The sequence below is a fragment of the Rhodococcus sp. APC 3903 genome, assembly GCF_030407755.1.
In the GTDB taxonomy this organism is placed as follows: domain Bacteria; phylum Actinomycetota; class Actinomycetes; order Mycobacteriales; family Mycobacteriaceae; genus Rhodococcus_F; species Rhodococcus_F erythropolis.
This window is the reverse complement of the sequence record NZ_JASDCV010000001.1, coordinates 42866-65020: the sequence shown is the minus strand read 5'-3', so window position 1 is coordinate 65020 and position 22155 is coordinate 42866. Positions and strand designations below refer to the sequence as shown.

The window sequence follows — 22155 nt, the reverse complement described above, 5'->3', positions numbered from 1 at the left end:
GGGTCAGTCCTTCTTTCCGGCGATCACTGCGCGGGCAGCCGCGTTGACGACGAAGGTCAGTACGAACAGCACCAGTCCGGCCGCGATGTACGCGCCTGCCTGGATGTCGTTGTTGAACTCCGCGTAGCCGAGGGCGATCTTGGAGGCGATGGTCGAGCCGCCGTCGAACAGCGACCAGCCGAAGGCCTGAGAGGTGGTGCGCAGGATCAGGTACAGCGCCATCGTCTCGCCGAGTGCGCGTCCGAGACCGAGCATCGAGCCGCTGATGTAGCCGGACTTACCGAACGGGATGACCGTGGTGCGCACAACTTCCCAGCGCGTGGCGCCGAGAGCGAGTGCAGCTTCGATCTGTGAGCGCGGGGTCTGGATGAACACCTCGCGGGTCACTGCGGTGATGACCGGAAGGATCATCACGGCGAGGACGATGCCTGCGGTGAAGATGGTGCCGCCGCCGGTGATCGATCCGCTGCCGTCGGCGAAGAGCGGGAACCAGCCGAGAGTGTCGTTGAGCCACACCGCGACCGGGGTGATCGCCGGAGCGAACACGAGAAGTCCCCACAGGCCGTAGACGATGGACGGCACGGCCGCGAGAAGGTCGATCGTGTACGACAGTGGCCGCGTGAGCCACTTGGGTGAGTACGAAGTCAGGAAGATCGCGATGCCCAGTGCGATCGGCATCGCGAGCACCAGTGCGAACAGCGAGACCAACACCGTGACCTGGAAAAGATCGAGGACACCGAACGCCATCGCGTTGATGTTCTGCGTCACCCATTCACGGCTGGTCAGGAAGTTGACCTGGTTCCGGCTCAAAGCAGGAACAGCACGCCAGATCAGGAACGCGCCGATCGCCGCGATGACAACCGTGATGAAGATTGCCGAACCGGATGCGAGCGAGCTGAAGATGCGGTCACCCGGACGGGTCACCGTCTTGCTGTTGCCGCTTCCCGGACCGTCACCCTTCGGAGGATGCTCGGTTTCTGGAGCCTTGGTGGAAGTAATCGTGTCCTCCGTGGTGCCGTTCGGACCGCCCACCCCGGCCCCGCTGGTTGCGGGGCCGGGAGAACGAGATGTCGAGGTGATGGGCGCGTCACTCATGTGCGCTCACTTCCTTCACGTCTGAATGTAGATCCATGAGCTTGTCCGCACGAGTCTCTAGGTCAGCTGATTGCCGTGATGGACGCGTTGAGGCGATCCTGGACGTTGGCCGGCAGCGGGACGTAACCCTGCTCGGCCAGGTTGGCCTGACCCTCGTTGGCCGCGCTCGTCAGGAACGACTTCACTGCCGCGGTGGTGTCCGCGTCGTAGCCCTTGGAGCAGACGATCGAGTACGTGGCGAGAACCAGCGGGTATGCGCCGGCTTCGTTGGTCTTGAAGATCGACGCGAGGTCGAGCGTCAGGTCGCCGGTTGCGTCGGACTTGAACTTCGCGCCTGCGATCGACTTTGCGGCCGAGTCGTTGGTCAGTGCGACTGCCTCGGAGCCGGTGTTGATTTCTGCAACCGAGAGCTTGTTCTGATCGGCGAACGACTTCTCGACGTAGGTGATCGAACCCGGTGCCGTGGCAACTGCCTGTGCAACGCCCGCCGAACCCTTGGCGCCCTCACCGACGCCACCGGTGAAGTCGGACCCTGCGCCCGACGTCCAAGCACCGTTCGATGCCGCGTCGAGGTACTTCTGGAAGTTGTCGGTGGTGCCCGAGGAATCGGAGCGGATCACGGTGGTGATCTTCTCGTCGGGAAGCGAAGCACCGGAGTTGAGCGCGGCGATTGCCGGATCGTTCCACTTGGTGATGCCACCGTTGAAGATCTTCGCGAGAACTTCTGCGTTGAGAACGAGCTTGTCGACGCCGTCGAGGTTGTATGCAACCGCGATCGGGCCGAAGACGAGGGGAAGGTTCCAGGCTTCGCCGCCGACGCAACGCTCCTTGGCCTTGTCGGCCTGCTCGTCCTTGATGGCCGAGTCGGAGCCGGCGAAGTCGATCTGGCCGGCGATGAACTGCGTGCGACCGTCGCCCGAACCGCTGGGGTTGTAGGCGACGTTGACGGTCTTGCCCTTTTCCTGGCACACGGAGATGTAGGTGGCGACGAACTGGTCCATGGCATTCTTCTGTGCCGAGGAACCAGCGGCAGAGAGGTTGCTCTTGCCTTCGCACGTTGCGTTCGATGCGGACGCGTCCACACCCGTCGACGACGAGTTGTTGTCGCTGCCACATGCGGCCAAGGTCATGGCGCCCACGGCCACTACACCGAGCAGGGCACCACTGCGCTTGAGATTCACCAAGATCCTCCGGAAATCGCTACCGCCACGCCCACGATCGGGCGGCGACATGAGATGCAAAATGATTGAAATCTGCATCAGGCAACACGGCGCTGCCCACAGAGAAAAGTAGGCGGGCGCGGTGTCCGGTTGGACCACACATGGTTAACAGAGAATGAACAGACTGGACATTTCTGCGTGTTCGACTGTGACGTCAGAGCGCGCGAGCGTAAGCCATGTCCACGTGGAACCGATCGAAGCCGAGTCGCTCGTACGTGTGGAGGGCGGCAGTGTTGTCACCTTCGACGTACAGAAGGACCGTTCCGAGGCCGCGATCTCGCAGGTAATGCATGCCTGCGAGAGTCAGCACTCGGCCGAGACCACGTCCCTGCGCCGCGGGATCGATACCCACGACGTACACCTCCCCCAACTCCGGATCGTCACCTTCGGGTGCGTGCACCTTGGTCCAGTGAAAGCCGAGAAGAGTATCGGGATCGGTGTCCGCGAACGCCATGAACAGACCGGCCGGGTCGAACCAGCCTTCGGCCGTTCTCTCGTCGATCTCCGCCTGGGTCCAGCCACCCTGCTCGGGATGCCAGGAGAAGGCCGCATTGTTGACGCGAAGGATCTCGGAATCGTCTTCGGGCCCACGGTACGTCCGCATCGTTATACCTTCGGGCACAACGATTTCCGGAAGCTGCGGAGCATCGAGCGGTCGACGCAGCTGGAGGAGTTCACGAACGCTGACCAGATCGAGGCTCTTGGCGAATTCCACTGCGGCGTCGACGTTTCCGTGCGCCCAGACTCGCGTGCCCGGCCGACCTTCGTCGAATACCGCTGCGGCAAGCCTGGTTCCGATACCGCGGCGCCGCGCCTGCGGGTCGACCACCAACTCGGCCATGTCGGGATGCTCGTCCGAACCGGCTTGCAGCTGTGCATAACCGACGACCGTATCGCCGTCGAGTTCGACAAAGTGTCGTGCTGCGCCACGCCCGGCAACGGCATGGCGCCCCTGTTCCGACACGGGCGCCTTGCCGTCGAACTCGGTCGCGCGATCGAGAAGCGCGGAAACCTGCTCGGCGGATCCGGCCGGCAGTGAATCTGTCCAACCCACGTCAGACCACCGATCCGTCGGCCGCGTCGTAGTCGACGTCTTCATCGTCCTCGAACTGAACGGGAGCAGCTGCGCCGCCCTTGGCCCTCGTCGGACGCACTGCCTTGTATCCGACATTTCGGACTGTACCGATCAAGGACTCGTATTCGGTGCCGAGTTTCGCCCGCAGACGACGCACGTGGACGTCGACCGTCCTGGTGCCGCCGAAGAAGTCGTAGCCCCACACTTCCTGCAACAGCTGTGCCCGGGTGAATACCCGACCGGCATGCTGCGCGAGGTACTTGAGCAGCTCGAATTCCTTGTAAGTCAAATCAAGGGGCCGTCCACGCAGTCGTGCCGTGTACGTCCCCTCGTCGATAACCAGTTCGCCCAGCGTGATCTTTCCCGACGCTTCCGGACTGGCAACACCGCCGCTGCGGGCGACCAACAACCGCAATCGGGCGTCCACCTCAGCCGGACCGGTACCGGGAAGCAGGATGTCGTCCAACCCCCAGTCGGCGTTGACGGCAACGAGTCCGCCTTCGGTGAGGACGGCGACCACAGGTACTGCGGATCCTGTGCTTCCGAGCAATCGACACAACCCGCGTGCGGCAGCTAGATCAGTGCGCGCATCCACCAATGCCACGTCCGCGGAACTTGCCTCGAGTAGCGAGGAAACCTCTGTGGGGGCAGGCCGAACCGAGTGCGCCAGCAACGCCAACGCCGGTAGTACAGCTTCCGGGTTGGGGTCGGAGGTGAGGAGGAGCAGTTCCACACGGCCTCCTATCTAGTAGCCCGCGCAACCCGTGAGGGCAACGCTCGAGTAGTTCGACGCTTTTGGTCGGTCCCTACATTAGCGTGCCTGGTACCGGGGCCGTCGCATCGAACCCCGACCGGAGTCCGTCACAATGGTGCGGTGCGCAAACTGATCATCGGCATCGTCTTTCTCCTCGGCCTCGGACTGGTGGCCGATTTCGGCGCTGCCGCGTACGCCGAGTACCGGGTTTCCCGCGAGCTCCGAACCGGCGCATCACTCGAGTCGGATCCGGAGGTCACCTTCAACGGGTTCCCCTTCCTCACCCAAGCACTCGGCGGGAAATACAAGGACGTCTACGTCAGAGCTACCGGCGTCCAGAGCGACGTGGTCGGCGAAGTGACCGTCGAAGCCGACCTGCGCGGGGTCACCGTTCCCTTCTCCGACATCGTGAACGGCAATGTCACCCAGCTCCCCGTCGACAAACTCGACGGCCGGATGGGAATCAACGCCACCGACCTCGGAAAGCTGCTCAACATCCCTGACCTGCAGGTATCTTCGCCGCCGGCCAACAAGTCGGATGGCACCGGGGGCAGCGGTGGAACGGGCGCGAGCACCGCGGGGGCCGTCGTGCTGACCGGAACGGTTGCCGTCGGTCCGGTCGAGACTGCAGTGAGCGTCCAGGCCAACCTGGTTCTGGAAGGTGGGCAGGTCAAGATCGTCGCAAGCAACCTGTACTTCGGTCCGGAGGGCAAAGCCGATTTCTCGATCCCCGCAGCACTCGAACCCGTGGTCCTCGGATTGTTCAGCTACACGATCGATCCGCAGGCACTCCCCTACGGAATTCAGCCGAGCCTGGTCTACGCGGAAGGCGGAAGAATCGTGATCGAAGGCAGCGCCGAAAACACGACGATCGATCTCGCAGAGCTGCAGAACCGATGACCGGGATCACAATTCTGCTGGTCGCGCTTGTCGCCGTCGTCGCGGTCGGGCTCTTTCTCAAGTCACGCAACGGGAAGGTCCGAGTCACCACGCCTGCCGCAGCCGGCGCCGCTGACAGTCGCCTCGAACTGCTGAGTTCTGCCGGAGTCTCTTCGCCGAACGGCGGACCCGTCGTACTGCATTTCTCTGCCGACTGGTGCGGACCGTGCGCGGCAGTACGCCGCGTCGTCGGCCAGGTTGTGGTTTCGATGGCGGACGCTCCCCGTCCGCCGGTGGAGATCGAACTCGACATCGACAAAGAACCGGCCCTGGCACGCGAAATGAGCGTCCTGTCGCTGCCCACCACGTTCATCCTCGACGGTGGCCTGGAGGAACAGTTCCGAGTGTCCGGAGTGCCGTCCGCAGCCGATCTGAAAGCTGCGCTCGTACCACTATCCGGACCCCACGAGCCAAAATCCGAGAATTCGGGGTAAACTCGCCGACGTGCAAACCCGCCACGAGCTGATGCTCACCCGACGCCGCGCAGTAGACCTGTGCCGCCTCGGGGGCTGTTGCTGTACCTGTTGCTGATCACCACATCCGTCAGATCTCTCTGACCTTCGAGCTTTCGCTCACGTGATCAATCCACCGAGTGGGACTTTTGCGTCCCCTTTTCTCGGTCCAGGCAAGCACCATGCAATCCAGCGCAGGAGCACTCCCGATGTCCACAACCACAGCCCAGCTCGAGCAAGTCGACGTCCGCGGACCTCGGTTCGCCGCGTGGGTCACCACCGGCGTTCTCGTTCTCACGCTCATCCTCTCGACCTTCTCTCTGCCCGCCGCCACCGTCGTTCTCGCATTGCAGGCGATCGTCTTCGCAGTCGGAGCGGTACTCGGCCCCAAGCGCAGCCCGTACGGCCAGATCTTCGGCAAGCTCGTCGCCCCGCGACTCTCGCCGGTCAGCGAACGCGAACCCGTGGCGCCGTTGCGCTTCGCTCAGTTCGTCGGCTTCGTCTTCGCGTTGGCAGGCACGGTCGGTTTCCTGGCCGGGTCGACGATCGTCGGCACCGTTGCCACCGGCTTCGCCCTGTTCGCGGCCCTGCTCAACGCCGCGTTCGGCATCTGCCTCGGCTGCCAGATCTACCCACTCGTCGCCAGGCTGCGAAATACCGGCCGCGCGACCACCGCGTGAAAACGCTTGCCACACAACCCCGCTGAACCCCTGCTAGATATCGACCGATGCAAGACCACATCGAAAGGAACACCATGGCTCGCTCCGACGTCCTAGTCTCCGCTGACTGGGCTGAGCAGAACCTCAACACCCCCAAGACCGTTTTTGTCGAGGTGGACGAGGACACCAGCGCATACGACGGCGGCCACATCGAGGGTGCAGTCAAGCTCGACTGGCGCAAGGACCTCCAGGACGGCGTCCGACGCGACTTCCTGAACCAGGAGCAGTTCTCGGACCTGCTCTCCGCCAAGGGTATTGCGAACGACGACACCGTCGTTCTCTACGGTGGCAACAACAACTGGTTCGCCGCTTACGCGTACTGGTACTTCAAGCTGTACGGCCACCAGGACATCAAGCTGATCGACGGCGGCCGCAAGAAGTGGGAACTCGACGGACGCCCGCTCTCCAAGGACGCAGTCAACCGCGAAGCCACGCAGTACAAGGCCGAGACCCCCGACTTCTCGATCCGCGCATTCCGCGACGAGGTCATCGACGCCATCGGCAGCAAGAACCTCGTCGACGTTCGCAGCCCTGACGAGTTCTCCGGCAAGATCCTCGCTCCCGCCCACCTTCCGCAGGAGCAGGCGCAGCAGCGTGGCCACGTCCCCGGAGCCATCAACATCCCGTGGAGCACCACCGCCAACGAGGACGGCACCTTCAAGTCGGACGACGACCTCACCAAGCTGTACGCGGAGAAGGGCTTCGACGACACCAAGGAAACGATCGCCTACTGCCGCATCGGCGAGCGCTCGAGCCACACCTGGTTCGTACTGCAGGAGATCCTCGGCAAGAACAACGTCAAGAACTACGACGGCAGCTGGGTCGAATACGGCTCACTCGTCGGCGCACCGATCGAATTGGGAGCCTGATCATGTGTGGAGCACCTACCCAGGGGCAGACCCTGCCTGCCGGCGTCGACGTCGAGAAGGAAACGGTCATCACCGGCCGCGTTCTCGCCGCTGACGGCCAGCCCATCGGCGGCGCATTCGTGCGCCTGCTCGACGGCTCCGGAGAGTTCACGGCCGAGGTCGTGGCATCGGGAACCGGCGATTTCCGCTTCTTCGCCGCTCCGGGCGAGTGGACCGTGCGTGCACTGTCCAGCTCGGGCAACGGCACATCCACCGTCGCTCCCGAGGGCTCGGGCGTGCACAACGTGGACGTGACCGTCAGCAAGTAATTCCTGCTTTTTCAGGCGGCCCCGCACCCCTTCGGTGCGGGGCCTTCTGCATTCCGGCTCCCGATTTTTCCGGTCGGTCGCCGCGGTCTAAGATGTACCCGTGGTCATTTTCTTCGAGGTACTCCTCGCACTCGCATCCGTCATGATCGCTTGGTTCTCCGTGTACGTCGTGTACCGCTTGGTCACCGACGAGTCGTGAGTCAGGCTCCGGATTCAGGGTCCGACGCGACCGCTGACGATTCCGCCGCTGCAGGTGCCGTAAGGCGCGGCAGCGGGGACGAAGCTGTCGCCATCGCCGTCGAGCGCTCCAAGTCGACGGCGTCGCTCAACATTCCGACCCTGCCGGACCTTCCGTTGCCCGAGGACACCGCAAACCTGCGCCTCGGCCCGGACATCAATCCCGAACTCCTCGCACTGCTCCCCCTCGTCGGCGTCTGGCGCGGCGAAGGTGAAGGGCACGACGAGACCGGCGACTACGCCTTCGGTCAGCAGATCGTCATCTCTCACGACGGTGGCCCCTACCTCAATTGGGAGTCCCGATCTTGGCGTCTCGACGCCGAGGGCAAGTACGTGAGCCCTGATCTGCGCGAGAGCGGTTACTGGCGCATGGGCGGCGACGGCATCCCGGGCAGCGTCAACCAGGAAGTCGTCGAGCTCCTGCTCAGCCACAGCTCCGGCGTCGTCGAAATGTACTACGGCCGTGCGCTTACCCAGGCGTCGTGGGAACTTGCCACCGACGTGGTGATCCGCAGCCAGTCCGGTGCACTGTACGGCGGCGCGAAGCGCCTCTACGGCATCGTCGAAGGCGGCGACCTCGCGTACGTCGAAGAGCGGATCATGTCTGACGGTGGCCTGGAACCGCGCCTCTCGGCGCGGCTGACCCGCTACATCGGCTAGTTCTGCTGTGCGCCTTTATTAACCCCCGGCGGTTAATAAAGGCGCACAGCAGATCCATCCACAGGCACCGACAAATTCCACAGGTGGGCTCTGGAGCGGCAGTTTCGACCGATTCCTGTCGGACCGCGATCTCACGGTATTCGCATGAACTGCGACTACATCGATCCTGATCTCCGAAGACTCTTCGACTTCCAACACGGACTCGCGACCAATAAACAACTACGCCCTTTCGGCTATTCACCGCGGCGCATCCAACATCTGGTCGAATCGGGTCAATGGACTTCCGTCCTCCACGGCGTTCAATCCAGCACCAACGGCCCACTCAACCGAGCAATGATTCTCGAGGCCGCCCTTCTGTTCGGCGGCGGAGAGACCTACCTGAGTCACCGGACTGCTGCTGAAGAGTGGGGGCTCACGGACATCGAGTCCGAACTGCCGGTCCACATCACTGTCCGATACGGCAGATCCTCACGCTGTCAGAGGCCGACGGTCAGACCCGAACGCTCCCCGGCGCGCCCCGTTCCGTTGGGGTGGTCCACTGCCCATCCCGGAGTGATCGTTCATCGTTCACGCGCTCAGGCCCACATCGGCGTTGCCACTCAGCCTGCTCGTACTTCGCTGGCTGACACCGCAATTGACCTGGCGGTTGCAGAGCCGTCGGCTCGCGACGCCGCTCGTTCTCTGGTCCGATCGGCCACGGCGTGCAAGGTGTCCCGGATGGAACTACGCACCCGAATGGAATGCCGCCGGCCGAGGCGATATGTCAAAGCGCTGTCCTCGACGTTGGACCTCTTGGATCGCGGCGTCCAGTCGGTACTCGAGCATCGCTATGCAATCGAAGTCGAGCGAGCACACGGTTTACCGGAAGCGCGACGGCAATCGCCGGTCCTCGTCGATGGGAGAACTCTCTACGAGGACGTCGACTACCGCAATTGCGGTGTCGCACTGATCGTTCGACTCGACGGTTTTGCCTTCCACTCTTCTCGGGCGACTGCACTGCGGGATCGGCGGCGAGGTAACGCATCCGAACTGTCAGGCAACGCCACACTGGTCTTCGGTTGGGAGGAGGTGGAGGGGGCCTCGTGCCGAACTGCAGCCGAGGTCAGAGCGATCCTCGAGCGCGGTGGATGGTGGGGGCCTAATCCTTGTCCACGCTGTGCGCCTTTATTAACCGCCGGGGGTTAATAAAGGCGCACAGCACGAAGCGACCCCCGAGCCACACCCACGCTTTCGCGCGGATCCCGGTCGGACTGATCGGGGGCTCGGGGGTCGGGTGGCTGCCTGGGATTCGCCGGCCGCTCACGCGGTAAGTGAATTCCATCAGCGATTGCGGCTAGCTGGCAGCCACCTCACGCGTCCGTCTGTACTTCAATTTCAGACCACCTCCTTCCTTGTGTAAAGGAGAAAGTACGCCCACTTCACGACGACGGCAACGTATTTTCCACAGAAACTTTTCCGACGCATATCACCTGGTCAGCTGCTGTGCCGTCCGGAAGTTGGTGGGTGACGACAACAACGGTTCGCGAAGAATCGACCAGCGTTGCGTCGCGAGCGAGCAACTCGCGGAGCAACTGAGCACCGGCCTCCGCGTCCATGTGCTCGGTCGGCTCGTCGAGCAGCAGCACCTCCGCAGGCGAGACGATCGCGCGTGCCAACAGCAACCGACGACGCTCACCGCCCGAAACCGCTCGCATACCGCCGACCAGGTAGGTGTCGAGCCCTTCCGGCAGTTCCGACAGCCAGTCGCCGAGACCAACTGCGGCAAGTGCCTTCTCCGCGTCCTCGGCGGTGAGGTCACCCCGCGCAACGCGCAGATTCTCGAGTACCGACGTCTCGAAGAGGTGTGCATCTTCGGCGAAGTACCCCACGTGCCTGCGCAGTTCGGCCGGATCGATATCCGAAATATCCACTGCGCCAACGCGAACTGTTCCCGCGACGGGCGGCAGCAACCCCGCCGTCGTCATCAGTGCGGTGGTCTTTCCGGATCCACTCTCCCCGACGACGGCAACGCGGGCACCGCGAGGAAGATCCACGGAGAGCGGTTCGGTCACCTTTCCCCCGGGCCAACCCGCCTGCAATGCATGCACGCTGAGAATCCCGTTCTCCGGCCACGCACGATTTCCTTCGACGTGTTCCGCGTCGGCTCGATCGAGTACCGCCATGATGCGAGCCGACGCCAGCCGCGCCTTGGTCAACGCCACCGCCGCGCTGGGCAGTATCGCGGTTCCCTCGAAAGCCGACAGCGGAAGCAGTACAAGGATTCCCATGGACATCGGTGACATGTCGGTGGTTCCGTACAGCGTAATTCCGATCAACAGGGCACCGAGGACGCTCACACCGATTGCCAGGGGCGTCGCAGCGGCGGCAAAGGCACTCGGTACCGCCGCGCGATCGGTTGCATCGACCACCTCGTTCTCGGCGGACACAGCCTCGCTCACCGCCTGATCCAAGCGACCTGATACTCGAAGCTCAGCGGAATGGTCGAGCGCGGTCACCGCCGACTCACTGAATCGCGCTGCGGCAGCTGAACTGTCGGCCTCCGCAAGTCGAGCAGCTCGCGCCGACAGCCAGGGCGCCGCAATCCCGGACACCGCCAGCGCAACAGCCAGAATGAGTGCGGCCGGAACCGAGATGAACAACAGGATTCCCACCGCGGCGAAGGCGAGGACAACCGAAACAGCAATCGGGATCAGCGCTTTGACGACGACGTCGCCCAGCGCGTCCACGTCGGAGCCCGTACGGGAGAGCAGGTCACCGCGTCGTAGTCCGGCGGCGGCCGCGGGATCTCCCGCTGCCAACTGCTGGTAGATCCTCGACCGCGCTGCGGTGGTGCCGCGCAATGCGACGTCGTGCGTCGTCAATCGCTCGAGATAGCGGAAGACGCCACGCGAGATTCCCAGTGCACGCACGGCAACCACAGCGACGCTGAGATCGAGAACGGGAGGCATCTCCCACGCGCGCGTGATCAACCATGCGGACAGCGCGGCCAAGGCGAGTGCGCTACCGAGTGTTGCCACACCGGCGGCCACCGCCGTCAGTACGCGTCGTGGTCGAAGTTCCAGTAGCCGAAGAGCACGCAGAAGCGGATCGTGAGCGTCACTTCTCATGAGCGCGCACCTCGACGATCCGGTCAGCTGCGGCGAGCACACTTGGACGGTGGCCGATCACGACAACAGTGTCGCCGAGCTCCGCCCGTGCTCTCAGAGAAGCCAACACTGTCCCTTCAGAATCGGAATCGAGGTGAGCGGTGGGTTCGTCCAGGACAAGAACTGCGCGGTCGGAGGCGAGCACGCGTGTCAGCGCCAGTCGTTGTCGCTGCCCCAGCGACAAACCTGTGCCGCCGACGCCGATAACGGTCTCGACACCCGCAGGCAGCTCGGCCAATACCGCGTCGAATCCCGTCGCAGCAGCGGCGCGAGCCAATGCTTGCGCATCGACGACCCCGGTGAGATCGAGATTTTCACGAACGGTGCCAGGTAGGAGGACCGGATGCTGGGGAAGCCATGCCAACTGACTCCACCACGCGTGCTCGTCCAGGTCTCGGACATCGACGCCGGCGACCGTCACGCGGCCACTGCTCGGTTCGATCAGTCCGAGTAGCGCGTGCACTGCCGTCGACTTGCCGCAGCCGTTGGGACCGGTGAGCACGGTGATCGCCCCTGGCAACGCCACGGCGGAAAGTTGAGACGGTGCGACTCCCCCACGAGAGGTCACGCCGAGTCCGTCGAAGACGATGTCGGCGCCGCAAGCGACCACCGTCGTGCTACCACCCTCCGGTGCGGCAGAATCCGCCTCGATCACCTCGAATGCCTTGTCGGCTGCTGCCATTCCGTCCTCGGCGGCGTGGAACTGGGTTCCCACCATCCGAAGTGGCAGATACACCTCGGGTGCGAGGATCAACGCGACTATCCCCGGCTCGAGTGACATGTCCCCGTACACGAGTCGCAAGCCGATGCTCACGGCCACCAATGCGACGCAGAGTGTTGCGAGCAGTTCAAGCACCATCGAGGACAGGAACGCAACGCGCAGAGCAGACATGGTCGTCCGTCGATGGGCGTCACCGAGTTCACGGACACGCTCGGCAGGGCCTTGCTGACGACCGAGCGCTCGTAGCGTCGGCAGTCCGGCAAGTAGATCGAGCAGTTGCGAAGACAGCGTGGTCATCGCGGCCAGTGTCTTCTCCGACTTACCCTTCGTCAGCAAGCCGATCAGAATCATGAAGATCGGGATCAGCGGCAGCGTCACGAAAATGATGACCGCGGACGTCATGTCCTGCACCGCAATGACTATCAGGGTGATAGGCGTCAGTGTCACCGACAGGACCAGAGCCGGAAGGTATCCAGTCAGGTACGGACCGAGGCCGTCGACACCGCGGGTGACCACGGTCGCGATCTCGTCACGCCGAGGATCCAGATCGCGCGGACTCATCGCCGTCGCCGACGTCAGCACGCCGTTCTTGATCTCGGCAACGACACGAGTCGACGCCCGGTGCGCATACCTGGTCTGCAGCCAGGTCCCCAGAACCCTGACCGCAACAGCTGCGGCCAGAACAACCAATTCGGTCGTCCACGAAGAAACATCCACAGTTCGAGTGGTGATCACTCCGGCCAGCACTCGGCCGATCATGAGCGCCGCGACGATGACCATCACGACGTTCACCATCGACAGAGCGACCGTCAGGATCAGATAGCCGCGCGCAGAAGCGGAATGTCGCCACAGCCGCGGGTCGATCGGCCCCCGGCGACGCTCCCGAGTGGTGGGAGCGTCGCCTACTTCGATAGTCACGTGAATTCGACCGTCAGTTCTTTCGTCATTCGAATGTTCCGTGATTCAAGGTTGGTGACTACCACGTCTTCTCCTTGAATCGCAGACCGATCGACGCCGGAATCTGCTTGGAGGAGATGCGCTGTCGGAACACCCAGTACGTCCAACCCTGGTAGATGATCACCACCGGCGTCATGAATGCCGCGGCCCACGTCATCACCTTGAGCGTGTACGGACTCGACGACGCGTTCTCGATGGTCAGGCTGTACGCCGGATCGAGCGTCGACGGCATGACGTTCGGGAACAGCGAGGCGAACAGCAGCACGACGGTGGCGATGACGGCCACACAGGTGAGAACGAAAGCCCAGCCTTCTCGCTCGGCCCGCGTCAGGAAGACGACGCCGATCAGTGCAGCAGCAGCTGCGGCTACCAGAATCCACGTCCATCCCTTGCCGTAGGCGAGCTGCGTCCACAGGACGAATCCGCCGGCGACGGGAATAGCCGGAATTGCGAGTCGTGCAGCAATTTTCACTGCGTCTTCACGAACCTCGTCGGCACTCTTGAGTGCCAGGAACACAGCGCCGTGGAGAGCGAACACCAGCGCGGTGGTCAGACCGCCGAGCAGTGCGTACGGGTTGAGCAGATCGAAGAATCCCGACTCGACCTGCTTGTCGGCGTTGATCGCCACGCCCCGAACGATGTTCGCGAAAGCCACGCCCCAGAGAACTGCCGGGACCCAGGAGCCGAAGATGATGCCCCAGTCGCAGCGCTGACGCCATTTGTCGTCGTCGATCTTGCTTCGCCATTCGATGGCACAGATTCGAACGATCAAGGCCACCAGGATGATCAGCAGCGGCAGATAGAACCCGGAGAACAATGTCGCGTACCACTCCGGGAATGCCGCGAACATCGCGCCACCGGCGGTGATCAGCCACACCTCGTTGCCGTCCCACACCGGGCCGATCGTGTTGAGCGCCACCCGTCGACGCGTATCTGCCGGGAGGTCACTGCCTCTGCCGACGATCGGCATAAGCATTCCGACACCGAAGTCGAATCCTTCGAGGACGAAGTAACCGATGAACAGTACTGCGACGAGCACGAACCATACTTCTTGAAGTCCCATGATCGCCTCCTAGTACGCGAACGACAGTTGTTTGGGCTTGTCCGGATCTTCCGGCTCGTCATGATCCGTATCGCCCGGCGGATGCATGTCGTGTTCCAACGGACCTTCCTTCGCGTACCGCACGATCAGCTTGAACCAGACCACACCCAGCGCTCCGTACAGGAGGGTGAAGGTGATCAGCGAAGCCCAGACGGTAGCCGACGCATGGTCCGAAACACCTTGGTCGACAGTCAGTCTGATCATGTCGACGCCGGTTGGATTGGGATGCACCACCCAGGGCTGACGGCCCATCTCGGTGAAGATCCAGCCCGCGCTGTTCGCCATGAACGGAGTGGGAATCGCGACGAGACTGAGGATTCCGAACCACTTCTGGTCCGGGACCCGCCCCTTACGTGTGACCCACAGTCCCGCGAGAGCCAGTGCTGCCGAACCGGCGGCGAGGCCGATCATGGCGCGGAAAGACCAGTACGTGACAAAGAGATTCGGTCGGTAGTTGCCCGGTCCGAAGTCCTGCTCCGCCTGCTCCTGCAGTTGGTTCACGCCTTGCAGTTCGACGCCGGTGAACTTGCCCTCGGCCAACCACGGTAGAACGAACGGCACCTTCAGAACGTGCGTCACGCTGTCACAGTTGTTGTGTGTACCGATGGTGAGAATCGAGAAATCCGGATCCATCTCGGTGTCGCACAGCGATTCTGCCGACGCCATCTTCATGGGTTGTTGCTGGAACATGAGCTTGCCTTGAACGTCACCGGTGTAGATGATGCCGATCCCGGCCACGATCATGACGAGCAAGGCGAATCGTGTTGCCGGGCGGTACATCGTTCGTGCGTCGGTTTCGAGACGCTCGGCCTCGGCGGCCTCAGCCTGCTTGGCGCGGCGCATGTTCCGCACCATCCACCAACCACTGATGCCGGCAACAAACGTCGCCGCCGTCAGGAAGGCGCCGGCAACCGCGTGCGGGAAGGCAGCGAGAGCGGTGTTGTTGGTCAACAACTCCCAGATGCTGGTGAGTTCGGCACGACCCGTCTCAGGGTTGTACGTCGCACCGACCGGATGCTGCATGAACGAGTTGGCCGCGATGATGAAGAACGCCGACGCGTTGACGCCGATCGCCACGAGCCAAATGCACGCCAGGTGTACAAGTTTGGGCAGCCTGCCCCAACCGAAGATCCAGAGTCCGATGAAGACGGACTCCATGAAGAAGGCGACCAGACCTTCCAATGCGAGCGGAGCTCCGAAGACGTCGCCGACGAATCGCGAGTACTCGCTCCAGTTCATTCCGAACTGGAACTCCTGCACGATGCCGGTGGCTACACCGAGTGCGAAGTTGATGAGAAAGAGCTTGCCGAAAAACTTGGTGAGCCGATACCAGTGGTCCTTTTTGGTGACCACCCACATCGTCTGCATGATCGCGATCATCGGTGCAAGTCCGATGGTCAGCGGAACAAGGATGAAGTGGTAGACGGTAGTGATACCGAACTGCCACCTGGAGACGTCCAAAGTATCCATTGGCTACTCCGAGAGTAGGGCCCTGGGACAGGCTTCGGGGTTCGAGACGCGGGCAGTCGCTCGGCCCCTGCGGACACGGTACTGCTGTCCGGTTTGGACCGCAGGACTTTGCTACTACCAAATGTAGTAGAGACCTGTCGCGATTCCTATTCGCCTATCGCCCTGCTGAATCCGAATCAATTGCACGTTCAACTAATTCCGCGAATTCCTCGGAGACCTTCGGCTCTGGCAATGCGAGCCCGTCGAGTGTATGGACGCGTGCGGCCAGCGTGACGCTCGAAACCATCCACACTCCGTCGGCTGCAATCAAATCCGCAGGTCGGAGGGTTTCGTATCGGCAATCGAAGCGAGCACTGCCGGCAACGTCGAAGAGGGCACGCTGCGTCGTACCCATCAAAATGCCCTGTGCGGGAGGCGGTGTGATCAAAGTCCTGTCCCGAACGATCACCACCGTCGAGCGTGGCCCCTCCAACACATTGCCCTCGGAACTGACGAAGATCACATCGTCGGCACCCAAATTCGCCGCATATCGGAGCGCTGCCATGTTGGTTGCGTAGGACAACGTCTTCGCGCCCAGTAGCTGCCAGGGTGCCCGGGCAGAGAGATCGACCGAGAAACCTCGCTCGAGAGTCATCACCGACAGCCCCGATTCGCGGACCTGTCTGACCCGATCGGCCACCGGACCGACCATCACGAAGGCTGTCGGCTTGTCGCCGCTCTCACGGCCGCGGGTCAGAACAAGACGAAGAGCGCCTTCCTTCTCTGTCCCCCACTCCTCGGCTGCCATCTCGATCGCCAGACGCCAGTCATCGAGAACGGGGGCGGGCAGACCCAGTGCCCGCGCGCTCAGAACCAGTCGACTCAGATGTCCCTCGACCACCCGCGCCCTACCGTCGCGTACCAACAGCGTCTCGAAGACTCCGTCGCCGCGCACCACCGCCAGGTCGTCGGCGTGCAGAAACGGTGCGTCAGCATCGAGCACCTCATGGTCGAGAGTCACCAATACGCGATCAGGCATGCCATCAACCCTAACGATCCGCCAAGCCGCCGGGGCCGCCCTGTAACCGCGATCCCGCCCACACTCCTAGACTGGTCTTGTGGTCGACAACGCTCTTGTGCCCAACAGCCCACTTCTGACTTCCCCCGGCGCGGTCACCGCACCGGACGGTTCGGCCGACATCGGTGTCGCATGGCACTACGGCGATCCCCTCGGTGAACAGCGAACCGCGCAGCGCGCAGCAGTGGTGGTCGACCGCAGTCACAGATTCGTGATCGCCATTCCCGGCGACGAACGCCTCACGTGGCTGCACACGATTTCGAGCCAGCACATCGCCGCGCTCCCCGACGGCAAGAGTGCCGAGAACCTGAGCTTGGATGTCAACGGACGCGTCGAGCACCACTTCGTGCAGACGGACCTGGCCGGTGTCACCTGGATCGACACCGAAGCCGATCGCGGACCCGACCTCCTCTCCTTCTTGAAGAAGATGGTGTTCTGGTCCAAGGCCGAGCCTCGGGACGGCAACGAACTCGCGGTATTGAGCCTGGTCGGTCCCGAATCCCCGGCTGTCCTCTCCGCGATCGGCGTGCAGACACCAACCGATGCCTACGACGCTCTCGCGCTGGCCGACGGCGGGTTCGTCCGCCGCATGCCGTGGCCCACCGAGGACTCTTTCGATCTGCTCGTCCCACGGGAGCAACTGGCGGTGTGGTGGACCAAGCTGACCGATGCCGGTGCCAAGCCCGCCGGAAGTTGGGCGTTCGAGGCGCTCCGCGTCGAAGCGAGGAGGCCTCGCCTCGGACTGGACACCGACGAGCGGACGATCCCGCACGAGGTCCACTGGATCGGCGGGCCGGCCGAACACGGCGCCGTCCACCTCGACAAGGGCTGCTACCGCGGTCAGGAAACCGTCGCCCGGGTTCACAATCTCGGCAAGCCCCCGCGCCATCTCGTCATGTTGCACCTCGACGGCAGCGCCGAAGCGGTCCCGGAACCGGGTGACCCGATCACGGCGGGCGGACGAGCAGTCGGACGTGTCGGGACCGTCGTCAATCATCACGAACTCGGCCCCATCGCGCTCGCTCTGATCAAGCGCAACATTCCGGTCGACACCGAACTGATGGCCGGCCCCAGCGCTGCGTCCATCGATCCGGATTCGATCGTCGCGGACGACGCACCCCAGGCCGGACGTGAGGCTGTCAACCGATTGCGCGGAAAGTGACGGGCATGGTCGACGCGGTCTGCGTCGTCCACACCGAACGTGACAGTGGCGTCAGGCGAGTCCCCCGAACCGCGATCGACAAGCGTCCCGTCGACGGCCGCGTAGCGGTCGGCCGACTCGGCCTGGGTGGCGACTACGTCTGCGACACCGAATTCCACGGCGGCGCCTTCCAAGCTGTCTACGCGTATCAGCGCGACGAAGCGCAGCGATGGTCGGACGAGTTGGGCCGACCGCTCGCCCCGGGGTGGTTCGGCGAGAACCTCCACATCAGCGGAATGCTCGTCACGGACGCCGTGATCGGCGAGCGTTGGCACATCACCGGAGCCGAGGCGTCGGACGTTCTCGAACTCGAGGTAACCGCTCCCCGCGTCCCGTGCGGCACCTTCGGCATCTGGGCCGCGGAAAAGGGCTGGGTCAAAAGATTCACCGAGCGGACCGACGTCGGCGCCTACCTTCGCGTCAACCGGACCGGCACGATCGCCGCGGGCGACTCGGTCACCCGAGTCCACGTACCGGATCACGGCGTGACTGTTCGAGAGGTCTTCGCCGGAACCGACCCCGAGAGACTCCGACGGCTCCTCGCAGAACACACCGATCTTGCACCGAACGTCGCCGCGCGCGTCCAGAGGTTCATCGAACAAGCAGAAGCGCAGGTGCACTCGTGAGTATCGAATTGGTGGAAGTGGTCCGCTCGGGATTCCGCGAATGCGTGCATCGCGGATCGGCCGTCATTCTCGGCGCCGACGGCGAGGTCGTTGTCGGACTCGGGGAGATTCACACACCCATCTACCCGCGCTCGGCGAACAAGCCGCTGCAAGCCGTCGCTGCGCTTCGTAACGGCTTTGCACCCACCAGTCCGGAAGAGTTGGCCGTCGCGTCGTCCTCACATGCGGGCGAGGCCGATCACATCGAACTGGTCGCCGCGCTTCTCGCTCGCTACCAACTCGGTGTCGACCAGTTGCAGTGCCCCTCCGATCTGCCGGGCAACGAACTGGCCCGAGCCGAACTGATCGCAGCGGGCGAGCTTCCCAGTCCGATCTACATGACCTGCTCGGGCAAGCACTCCGCGATGCTCGCGACGTGCGTCGTGAACGACTGGCCGCTCGAGACGTACATGGAGCCGACCCATCCCCTCCAACTCGCGATCCAGGAGACGATCTTCGATCTCAGCGGCGAGGAAGAGCAGGAACTCGGCATCGACGGTTGTGGTCTCCCGATCGTCCCGCTTTCGCTCACGAACCTGGCTCGGGCATTCGGACGCCTGCCCTCGGCTGAGCCGGACTCCCCTGAACGGGCTGTGGCCGACGCGGTCCGCGAAAACCCCTTCCTCGTCTCGGGCACGGGCCGCAACGATCAGCGCCTGATGTCCGCCGTGCCGGGTCTGTTCTCCAAGACCGGATACGACGGCATCTACGCCGGAGCGCTTCCCGACGGTTCCGCTTTCGCCCTCAAGATCGACGACGGCCACGAGCGGGCGCTCCTGCCATTGGCGGCAGCTCTGCTCAAGCGAATGAACACCGAGTGGACCGAGGAATTGGCGGCTCTCGCATCCGCTCCGGTCTTCGGCGGGGACGCCCGAGTGGGGACGATTCGCGCAATTCCCGGAAACTTCTGAGCAGTTCTCACAAAGTTCTGACGAGTTCTTTCAGCATCCTGGCAGCTCGCGGCCATAGTGAGAGCAATCAGACACGGCGGTGAGGCGTTCGTGGAAGCGGAAGCGACTTTTCCACGCTAGAGTGTGTGTCAGGAAACTTACACACTCAAACGGGGCCGCCAAATTCCCCAGGCCGCCCCGCGAAAGCGCGAGGGGGTCAGCCATGGGCCGCGGCCGGGCTAAGGCAAAGCAGACCAAGGTTGCACGCGAATTGAAGTACAGCGTACCGACCACGGATTTCGACAGCCTGCAAAGAGAGCTCGCAGGTGGATCGACCAACTCGCATCGGAGCAGTGTCCGATCGGACCAGACTTCCGATAGGGAAGGGCATGCGCGAGAGGACGACTACGACGACTGGCGGCGTTGACCGCGCACTGCCACCGCGCAGACTGTGAAATGAGGAAGAGCTGATCGCTCTTCCTCATTTTTGCGTTCCATTTTCTGCCTCGCGCCTGCTTGTACGGACACACAAAACTGCCCCACCGGATCTCTCCGATGGGGCAGCTGACGTTGCGGTCTAGAAGCGCGGGTGGTCTCCGGCCAGGAACGCACGCTCTGCAGCGGCGTCCGACGCCTTCTTGACGCTACCGAGCGTCCAGCAGTCGATGTGGCGTGCAGTCAGGACGGCAAGTGCGCGGTCGACGTCCTCGGGCGCCACGACGGCAACCATGCCGACACCCATGTTGAAGGTCTGCTCCATCTCGGCGCGCTCGACGCGTCCGCGCTGCGCGATCATCGCGAACACCGGAGCGGGGCTCCAGGTTCCGCGATCGAGTTCGGCGACCAAGCCCTTGGGCATGACGCGCGCGAGGTTGTTGGCAAGGCCACCACCCGTGACGTGGCAGAACGTGCGCACGTCGGTCTCGGCAGCGAGTGCCAGGCAGTCCTTGGCGTAGATCTTGGTGGGCTCGAGCAGTTCCTCACCGAGGGTGCGGCCGAACTCGTCGACGTGTGCGCTCAGGTTCATGCGGTCGATCTCGAGCAGGACCTTGCGGGCCAGCGAGTAACCGTTGGAGTGAAGTCCCGACGAGCCCATGGCGATGACGACGTCGCCGGGGCGAACGCGGTCCGGTCCGAGCAGCTTCTCGGCCTCCACGACACCGACGCCGGTGGCGGAGAGGTCGTAGTCACCGTCGGCCATGATGCCGGGGTGCTCGGCGGTCTCGCCTCCGAGGAGAGCGCAACCGGCCTGGATGCAGCCCTCGGCGATGCCGCTGACCAATTCCGCGACGCGCTCGGGGATGACTCGGCCGACAGCGATGTAGTCCTGAAGGAACAGCGGCTCGGCGCCACAGACGACGAGGTCGTCGACAACCATGGCGACGAGGTCGAGTCCGACCGTGTCGTGCTTGTCCATCGCCTGCGCGACAGCGAGCTTGGTTCCGACGCCGTCGGTCGATGCGGCGAGCAGCGGCTCCTTGTAGTCACCCTTGAGGGAGAACAAGCCGGCGAAACCACCGAGGCCACCCATGACCTCGGGGCGGCTGGCCTTCTTGGCCAGAGGGGCGAAGAGTTCCACCGCCCGGTCGCCTGCGGCGATATCGACTCCTGCTGCCGCGTAGGAGGCGCCTGCGGTGCGGTGACTGTCCTCGGTCATCGGGTTACTACTCCAGCCTTGTATTTCTCGCGAGCACGTATTGCTCGTGCACAGGTAAGTGGTCTTGCAATGTGAAGTGTTTGCAATCCTCGTGACGCGAGATGGATCGTTCGACTCGAGACCCAGAGCGCGCACACAAATACCGACGATTACGCCCATACGCTACCGGACCGGCCCCCTCGGTGAGACCTCGCGTACCCCGAGACGTCAGTTCTGCAGCCGCGCACCGATCGAGGAGTGCAGCGCTCGCAGACTGTTCTGCCCGAGTGCAACGGTCTCGGATTCAATGTGTTTGAGGAGGTGCCCGTCGTGGACGACCTTCTCGCTCGACTGGATCAGCACCGTGCCGGCTCCGGTGAAATCGAACTGGCGTTCTTCACCGGTATTTGCGCCGAACATGCTTCCGCGAACCGCGCCCAGGAAGCTCTGCATCCAGTCCGCATCGAAGTGATGGGACGGCGACGGGCAGTCGGCCCAACCCACCAACGCCTGCGGGTCGATGCGCAACGGCGGCTCCGCGAACATGACCGGGCCGTTGGAGGACGCCAGGAACTTGCCTGTTCCCAGCAGCGTCAAAAAGCCTGGGACGATGGACTGTTTGAGGTCCAGGCTCGTCTCGAAGGCGAGGAGATTGGCCGCGCGAATCGTGAGGTTGCCGTCGTCGAGGTCGTAGGAATTGATGTTGAATCCGCGGTCGCCGAGGATCAACTTGCCCTGCCCCTGGGCGAGCACCCAGTCGTCCGCGTAGAGCGGCGAAGAGAATCTGGCCGCGACGATCGCCGTCATGCTCGTGCGCCCGAGCGGCTCGAAGTTGATGTTTCCGTAGTACGCGATCATCGCGCCCTTGGACGTGAACCACGGTTGTCCGGCCATCTCGACGCAGAAGGCGTAGTCGTTGCCCGGGACGTTGTCGTTGGCGGGCAGAGTCGCCGGATTGTGAATTTCGATACCCATGCTCTTT

The 22155-nt window shown here is 63.4% G+C and carries 23 protein-coding genes; 12 read left to right on the top strand and 11 right to left on the bottom strand.

Annotated features, from left to right (window positions below; genetic code table 11):
• Nucleotides 1–3: 3 nt before the first annotated feature.
• The 4 genes from pstC to QMA15_RS00330 form a co-directional block, all read right to left on the bottom strand.
• Nucleotides 4–1095, bottom strand: coding sequence for a phosphate ABC transporter permease subunit PstC (gene pstC, locus QMA15_RS00345; protein WP_007733846.1), 1092 nt, complete (start codon nucleotides 1093–1095; stop codon nucleotides 4–6).
• A 62-nt stretch (nucleotides 1096–1157) separates the two neighbouring features.
• A complete protein-coding gene (gene pstS, locus QMA15_RS00340; protein WP_019745088.1) occupies nucleotides 1158–2276 on the bottom strand; it encodes a phosphate ABC transporter substrate-binding protein PstS in 1119 nt (372 codons plus the stop codon).
• A 193-nt stretch (nucleotides 2277–2469) separates the two neighbouring features.
• Nucleotides 2470–3369 (bottom strand): mycothiol synthase, encoded by a 900-nt coding sequence (mshD, locus tag QMA15_RS00335; RefSeq protein ID WP_021345410.1) that lies wholly within the window; start codon nucleotides 3367–3369, stop codon nucleotides 2470–2472.
• Nucleotide 3370: 1 nt separating this feature from the next.
• Nucleotides 3371–4123: a response regulator transcription factor gene (locus tag QMA15_RS00330; RefSeq protein WP_003939728.1), complete on the bottom strand. Its 753-nt coding sequence runs from the start codon at nucleotides 4121–4123 to the stop codon at nucleotides 3371–3373.
• A gap of 141 nt (nucleotides 4124–4264) precedes the next feature.
• Between QMA15_RS00330 and QMA15_RS00325 the strand changes: the two genes are divergently transcribed.
• The 8 genes from QMA15_RS00325 to QMA15_RS00295 all read left to right on the top strand — a co-directional run bounded on the left by QMA15_RS00325 (nucleotide 4265) and on the right by QMA15_RS00295 (nucleotide 9513).
• Nucleotides 4265–5044 (top strand): LmeA family phospholipid-binding protein, encoded by a 780-nt coding sequence (locus QMA15_RS00325; RefSeq protein ID WP_003939847.1) that lies wholly within the window; start codon nucleotides 4265–4267, stop codon nucleotides 5042–5044.
• Nucleotides 5041–5517: a thioredoxin family protein gene (locus tag QMA15_RS00320; RefSeq protein ID WP_020970612.1), complete on the top strand. Its 477-nt coding sequence runs from the start codon at nucleotides 5041–5043 to the stop codon at nucleotides 5515–5517. Before QMA15_RS00325 ends, QMA15_RS00320 begins: the two co-directional genes overlap by 4 nt.
• 10 nt (nucleotides 5518–5527) lie before the next feature.
• Nucleotides 5528–5614, top strand: coding sequence for a putative leader peptide (locus QMA15_RS32740; protein ID WP_350318872.1), 87 nt, complete (start codon nucleotides 5528–5530; stop codon nucleotides 5612–5614).
• Nucleotides 5615–5744: 130 nt separating this feature from the next.
• A complete protein-coding gene (locus tag QMA15_RS00315; RefSeq protein WP_020970613.1) occupies nucleotides 5745–6215 on the top strand; it encodes a DUF4395 domain-containing protein in 471 nt (156 codons plus the stop codon).
• A 74-nt stretch (nucleotides 6216–6289) separates the two neighbouring features.
• The gene (locus QMA15_RS00310; protein ID WP_020908929.1) at nucleotides 6290–7123 is read left to right on the top strand and encodes a sulfurtransferase; all 834 of its coding nucleotides are present in this window, start codon (nucleotides 6290–6292) and stop codon (nucleotides 7121–7123) included.
• Between the two features lie 2 nt (nucleotides 7124–7125).
• On the top strand, nucleotides 7126–7431 hold the full coding sequence (locus QMA15_RS00305) for a DUF1416 domain-containing protein (RefSeq protein ID WP_003939797.1): 306 nt from the start codon (nucleotides 7126–7128) through the stop codon (nucleotides 7429–7431).
• A 291-nt stretch (nucleotides 7432–7722) separates the two neighbouring features.
• Nucleotides 7723–8328: an FABP family protein gene (locus QMA15_RS00300; RefSeq protein WP_170320401.1), complete on the top strand. Its 606-nt coding sequence runs from the start codon at nucleotides 7723–7725 to the stop codon at nucleotides 8326–8328.
• A gap of 144 nt (nucleotides 8329–8472) precedes the next feature.
• Nucleotides 8473–9513, top strand: coding sequence for a type IV toxin-antitoxin system AbiEi family antitoxin domain-containing protein (locus tag QMA15_RS00295; protein WP_279163552.1), 1041 nt, complete (start codon nucleotides 8473–8475; stop codon nucleotides 9511–9513).
• 233 nt (nucleotides 9514–9746) lie between these two features.
• On the opposite strand, the gene cydC is transcribed toward QMA15_RS00295, so the two are convergent.
• The 5 genes from cydC to QMA15_RS00270 all read right to left on the bottom strand — a co-directional run bounded on the left by cydC (nucleotide 9747) and on the right by QMA15_RS00270 (nucleotide 16742).
• Nucleotides 9747–11435 carry a thiol reductant ABC exporter subunit CydC gene (cydC, locus tag QMA15_RS00290; protein WP_279163551.1) on the bottom strand — a complete coding sequence of 563 codons (1689 nt, stop codon included), beginning with the start codon at nucleotides 11433–11435 and terminating at the stop codon, nucleotides 9747–9749.
• Nucleotides 11425–13113, bottom strand: a complete 1689-nt coding sequence (gene cydD / locus QMA15_RS00285) for a thiol reductant ABC exporter subunit CydD (protein WP_279163550.1) — start codon at nucleotides 13111–13113, stop codon at nucleotides 11425–11427. Before cydD ends, cydC begins: the two co-directional genes overlap by 11 nt.
• 58 nt (nucleotides 13114–13171) lie before the next feature.
• On the bottom strand, nucleotides 13172–14215 hold the full coding sequence (cydB, locus tag QMA15_RS00280) for a cytochrome d ubiquinol oxidase subunit II (RefSeq protein ID WP_003939727.1): 1044 nt from the start codon (nucleotides 14213–14215) through the stop codon (nucleotides 13172–13174).
• Nucleotides 14216–14224: 9 nt separating this feature from the next.
• Nucleotides 14225–15724: a cytochrome ubiquinol oxidase subunit I gene (locus QMA15_RS00275; RefSeq protein WP_020970618.1), complete on the bottom strand. Its 1500-nt coding sequence runs from the start codon at nucleotides 15722–15724 to the stop codon at nucleotides 14225–14227.
• Nucleotides 15725–15878: 154 nt separating this feature from the next.
• Nucleotides 15879–16742 (bottom strand): aminodeoxychorismate lyase, encoded by an 864-nt coding sequence (locus QMA15_RS00270; protein ID WP_019745097.1) that lies wholly within the window; start codon nucleotides 16740–16742, stop codon nucleotides 15879–15881.
• Between the two features lie 79 nt (nucleotides 16743–16821).
• Between QMA15_RS00270 and QMA15_RS00265 the strand changes: the two genes are divergently transcribed.
• The 4 genes from QMA15_RS00265 to QMA15_RS00250 all read left to right on the top strand — a co-directional run bounded on the left by QMA15_RS00265 (nucleotide 16822) and on the right by QMA15_RS00250 (nucleotide 19964).
• Nucleotides 16822–17943: a folate-binding protein YgfZ gene (locus QMA15_RS00265; RefSeq protein ID WP_020970619.1), complete on the top strand. Its 1122-nt coding sequence runs from the start codon at nucleotides 16822–16824 to the stop codon at nucleotides 17941–17943.
• A 5-nt stretch (nucleotides 17944–17948) separates the two neighbouring features.
• A complete protein-coding gene (locus QMA15_RS00260; RefSeq protein ID WP_031330855.1) occupies nucleotides 17949–18608 on the top strand; it encodes an MOSC domain-containing protein in 660 nt (219 codons plus the stop codon).
• Nucleotides 18605–19558 (top strand): asparaginase, encoded by a 954-nt coding sequence (locus tag QMA15_RS00255; protein WP_003940365.1) that lies wholly within the window; start codon nucleotides 18605–18607, stop codon nucleotides 19556–19558. The genes QMA15_RS00260 and QMA15_RS00255 overlap by 4 nt, the downstream gene beginning before the upstream one ends.
• Nucleotides 19559–19760: 202 nt before the next feature.
• A complete protein-coding gene (locus tag QMA15_RS00250) occupies nucleotides 19761–19964 on the top strand; it encodes a DUF3073 domain-containing protein (protein ID WP_003940337.1) in 204 nt (67 codons plus the stop codon).
• Nucleotides 19965–20114: 150 nt separating this feature from the next.
• Here QMA15_RS00250 and purM read toward each other — a convergent pair whose 3' ends face one another.
• Together purM and QMA15_RS00240 are read right to left on the bottom strand one after the other, a co-directional pair.
• Nucleotides 20115–21194, bottom strand: coding sequence for a phosphoribosylformylglycinamidine cyclo-ligase (gene purM, locus QMA15_RS00245; RefSeq protein WP_003940225.1), 1080 nt, complete (start codon nucleotides 21192–21194; stop codon nucleotides 20115–20117).
• Between the two features lie 207 nt (nucleotides 21195–21401).
• Nucleotides 21402–22148, bottom strand: coding sequence for an AIM24 family protein (locus tag QMA15_RS00240; protein WP_019745100.1), 747 nt, complete (start codon nucleotides 22146–22148; stop codon nucleotides 21402–21404).
• Nucleotides 22149–22155: the final 7 nt, after the last annotated feature.

What these genes read in the sequence shown, in the direction of transcription:
- QMA15_RS00260 (WP_031330855.1), top strand. Translation starts at nt 17,949, where the DNA reads ATGGTCGACGCGGTCTGCGTCGTCCACACCGAACGTGACAGTGGCGTC.
- QMA15_RS00275 (WP_020970618.1), bottom strand. Translation starts at nt 15,724, where the DNA reads ATGGATACTTTGGACGTCTCCAGGTGGCAGTTCGGTATCACTACCGTC.
- QMA15_RS00310 (WP_020908929.1), top strand. Translation starts at nt 6,290, where the DNA reads ATGGCTCGCTCCGACGTCCTAGTCTCCGCTGACTGGGCTGAGCAGAAC.
- QMA15_RS00315 (WP_020970613.1), top strand. Translation starts at nt 5,745, where the DNA reads ATGTCCACAACCACAGCCCAGCTCGAGCAAGTCGACGTCCGCGGACCT.
- cydB (WP_003939727.1), bottom strand. Translation starts at nt 14,215, where the DNA reads ATGGGACTTCAAGAAGTATGGTTCGTGCTCGTCGCAGTACTGTTCATC.
- cydC (WP_279163551.1), bottom strand. Translation starts at nt 11,435, where the DNA reads ATGAGAAGTGACGCTCACGATCCGCTTCTGCGTGCTCTTCGGCTACTG.
- QMA15_RS00295 (WP_279163552.1), top strand. Translation starts at nt 8,473, where the DNA reads ATGAACTGCGACTACATCGATCCTGATCTCCGAAGACTCTTCGACTTC.
- QMA15_RS00270 (WP_019745097.1), bottom strand. Translation starts at nt 16,742, where the DNA reads ATGCCTGATCGCGTATTGGTGACTCTCGACCATGAGGTGCTCGATGCT.
- QMA15_RS00305 (WP_003939797.1), top strand. Translation starts at nt 7,126, where the DNA reads ATGTGTGGAGCACCTACCCAGGGGCAGACCCTGCCTGCCGGCGTCGAC.
- purM (WP_003940225.1), bottom strand. Translation starts at nt 21,194, where the DNA reads ATGACCGAGGACAGTCACCGCACCGCAGGCGCCTCCTACGCGGCAGCA.
- QMA15_RS00250 (WP_003940337.1), top strand. Translation starts at nt 19,761, where the DNA reads ATGGGCCGCGGCCGGGCTAAGGCAAAGCAGACCAAGGTTGCACGCGAA.
- QMA15_RS00320 (WP_020970612.1), top strand. Translation starts at nt 5,041, where the DNA reads ATGACCGGGATCACAATTCTGCTGGTCGCGCTTGTCGCCGTCGTCGCG.
- QMA15_RS00240 (WP_019745100.1), bottom strand. Translation starts at nt 22,148, where the DNA reads ATGGGTATCGAAATTCACAATCCGGCGACTCTGCCCGCCAACGACAAC.
- pstC (WP_007733846.1), bottom strand. Translation starts at nt 1,095, where the DNA reads ATGAGTGACGCGCCCATCACCTCGACATCTCGTTCTCCCGGCCCCGCA.